The sequence below is a fragment of the Lactobacillus sp. M0396 genome (assembly GCF_016101625.1).
GTDB classification, from domain to species: Bacteria; Bacillota; Bacilli; order Lactobacillales; family Lactobacillaceae; genus Lactobacillus; species Lactobacillus huangpiensis.
Window position 1 is genome coordinate 1 of record NZ_JACFQE010000014.1, and the last position, 4037, is coordinate 4037.

Below are 4037 nucleotides of genomic sequence, written 5' to 3' on the forward strand. Positions count from 1 at the left end.
CTTCATTTTTTAAGAGTGACGGAAGCCATTCAGAAGTTTTAAATGAAACTGCACCTACTAAAGACCATAAGAATGATTCTGATAAATCTAACTCTACTAAGAAGCCAGAGGAGAATTCACAAGTTGTTGAAGAGAGTAAGTTAGAAAATACTGATTCATCAGGAAAAGGTTCTAATTCTGATATTACTCAAGAGGGTAATGCTCCGAGTGATGGAAATTCGCCAGAAGATTCTCATTTTAATGATAATGAATCTGGTGATAATCCAGTTTTTGCCGATCAATCAACTAGTAAAGTTAATAATACAACTAGTACAGCAATTAAAAGTATTTTAACAAAGGATACTTTTTACGGTCTTTCTTATGACGTTTATACATGGGAAGATTTCAAAGATGCACTGAATAACAAAACTATTGCTGAAATTGTATTAAAAAACAATATAATTGCACCTAAAAATAATGGAAATGATACTTTTGATGTTCCTGGACGTACTTTACTTATTAGATCGGATGGAATTTCTAAATTTACGCTTAACTTTACTGGTTTTGCACCTAAACAAACAGGAGGTACGAACGCTGAAGTTACTTATCAAAATTTAAATATAATAAGTGGAGATTATTATGGTGTTTGGAATACTGATAATGTTAATGGTAATTTCCATTCTAATATCATTTTTAAAGACTGCTCCTTTAATGGTTCACAATTGATATATGCAGGTAATAATACACATATTTATTTCACAGGAAATAATGAAGTTAGAACTGCCAAATGGCCGAATCGCAATGATCAACAAATGTTTGAATTCACGGATGGCAAAAAAAACGATAGTATAGATTTTTTAGATGGCAATTTTTTGGGTTCCACATATGGCGGTACTATAATTGAAATGAAGGGTAACACTAATAGTGTGACAATTCATAAAGGTGCAACTGTAACTCTTAATCCTGTAGAGGATTTTGATGGTGGCGGTGATACTGGAGAATGGGGTTATCCATACAGCGCCATCTATATGAAAGGTAGCGGGAACGTAATTGTTTCTGGAATTTTGAATATCAACATTGGTGAAAATAAGGTAAGACCGTACGAAGGAACAAGGAATGCTGGTAAAGCTAGAGCAGTATATTTAAGTGAGGCTGGTTCAACATTTAATATTTCGCAAAACGGACAAGTAAATATTCGTACCAATGGTAATATTACAAATAGAGACACTGGCAATTTATTTTACGATAATGGAAATTTAACTATCAATCCAAATAGTGAACTAAATATATTTGGAGACAATATGGGTGATTACTCTGGAACATTAGTTTATGTTACTGGCTCAGCTGATGTTGAAAATGGTAGCTTTAATATTGCTTTAGGTAGTAATGCTGGAACTGGAGCAATAACTTTGCTTGATGTCAAGGGGGGAACATTTAAAATTAATAATCCTAATTCATTTATTTTAGATGCTCACAATAACAAAAATCCTGCTACAAGCATTATTGGAAACAACAAAATAACCATAACTAATATTCGACAACAATTGCAAACAGCCGCTGGACATAAGTTTACTTTGCCACCATTCCATGTTTTAGAAATGCAGAAATCGGGAACTGGGGTTGTTGTAAACACAATTGAAATGCTTGATGGTAATAAGAGCTTGACTCAAAAACAATTGGATGAAATTAAAAATGATCCAGCACTTTCAGAAATCATCAATGATAAAAGATTTACTTCATTTTTAAATATTGCCCAAGCGGCGGTTAATAATTCTGAACAGAATAAACTTGACAATATTGTTAAGTCTTCTTTGGAAGATGCTTTAAGCAGAAAAGATTCCGAAAGCTATAATAATGTATCATTTGTTCCTGCTAATCCAGATGGCTTTTTAGATATTGATGATGATAGTCTTGAAGTTATTAATAACGTAGATGGATCGAGGACTGTTAAAGGTAAGGTTAAAAACTATACTGAAGAAGTAGATGGTCCAAGTACCGACAATGTCTTTTATAAATACTTTCCGAAAGGAACAAAGGGTTATATCATTGTAAAATATATTAGCAATAATCCAAAATATAACGGTATTATTCAAGAAGATAAGGGATTAAAGCCATATGTAAATACTAATGATTCATATCGTGGGAGTCTTTCTAACAGAATTAGCGAGTTGCCATCAGTGTTTACGTCTGAAATAAATACAGATGGAACATTTTCAGTTACAATTCCTGCAGATGTAATTTTGAATATGGCTAAAGGAGATAAAGTTGAAATAACTCCTGATGCAAATTTTGTTGAATATAATCCAATAGTTGTTAATGCGGGAAGTCGTCCAATTGTTAAAAGTTTAAATATTTTGACTCTTTCTGAAGCTCAAGATGAAGCTGCTGAAGTCATTAAAGAAGCTGTGCAGGATGCTAAAGATAAAAAACCAAGCAATTTGAAAGACGACCAATCAAAGGCTTTTGATAACGAATTAATTAAAGCTTTAGCAATGTCAGATCCAGTAAATGAATCGAATAAAGATACTACTGTTTATGGTGCCGAAACAATTAATGAAGTAAATAAGCGTAAAAATATTGCTCTTGATATTATTAAAGCAGCTCTTGAAACTGCTAACAAGGAGTCAGACGATCTGAATAAATTTGACGCTGCAAAAGATACCGCTAAACAGGCACTTAAAAATGAGCTTGATGGTAATGGTACCTCAGGAGTGCCTGGTATCATTAATCAAATAGCTGATTTGGCAGATACTGGTTTAACTCCGGATCATGTTAAAAAATATCAAGATCAAGCTATGAGTGCTTATGAAAAAGCTATTGCAGCCGTTGATTCTTCTGATAGTTATGATGCACTTAATAGTGCTAGGGAAGCTGGTATTAAAAGCATTGATCAAGCTTTAATAGATGCAAAGGATCAACAAGTTAAGGATAAGGCTATTAGTGATTTAAAAGCTGCTCAAACTGAGGCTTTAAAAATATTAGCAGATAAGAAAGCTACAGTTGAGAATAATATTAATAGCTTAGGTAATGTCAGTGCTGCTGGTAAAACTGAATTTAATAAAGAAGTTGAAAAATTTTATAATTCTGCGGTAAGTAATGTTAATAATCCAACTCCAGCGACTATTGCTCAAGTTAACAATGAGAAAAATATCGGGATTCAAAATATTGACAGTGTTTCATCTAAGGCCCAAGCACTTAATAAGGAAATTGAATTTGACCAGAAGAAACTCAATGATTATGCACAGGCTGCAGTGGATCGAATTAACAAGACTGACATGTCTGATGAAGACAAACAAACTGCTGTAGACAAAATTAGCAAAGCACGTGACGATGCTAAATTAAATGTGGGTAATCAAATAACCATTGAAGATGCAGATAAAGCTGAAATTGCAGGAGAAGATGCAATTAAGGCAGTTGAAACTGAAGCTAATGCGGCTGATTTAGAAAGTTTCAAAAATTCATATATTGACAATGTTAACGTTGCAGCTGAAAAAGCAATTGAGAGTGTAAATACCGCATTTAATAATCTAAAAGAATCTGGTGAACAGGAAAAAGCTGCAACTGATAAGGCGATCGCCATTAGAGCCATTAATAATGCAAAAGATACTGCTAATAATGCAATTAAAGCTGCTATGAGTAAAAAAGAAGTTGTCAATGCTTTTGACAACGCTAAAGAAAAGTTTGATGGATCGGTAAAAAGCGTTGAAGTGGCCTTTGCTAAAATTGCGGCTACTGATGCCATTCAGAATGCAGCTGATAAAGTCAGTTCAACTTTGTCTAAAGATTCAGATAAGAAAAAAGTACAAATAATTGTTAGTCAAGCTAATGATGATTTAAAGACGGTTGATACTATTATTGAAGTAAATAGTATTAGAGATCAAGCAATTAAAGATATTAACGATGTCAAAGCATCTGCTGATGCAGCTGAGAAGGCAGAATTAGAAGCTAATAAGACTGCGCAAAAGCTTAATACTAGTTCGATGGCTGAAGCGGCCAAGAAGCGAATACAAAATGCATACGATAAACTATCTTCTTCAGTTCAAAATGACCTTAAAGAC

1 protein-coding gene is annotated in these 4037 nt (G+C 33.4%); it reads left to right on the forward strand.

All coding sequences use genetic code 11. The features are described 5' to 3' along the window. On the forward strand, window positions 1-4037 hold a 4037-nt coding region (locus tag H3T43_RS09240), incomplete at both ends, for a pectate lyase-like adhesive domain-containing protein (RefSeq protein ID WP_198214159.1).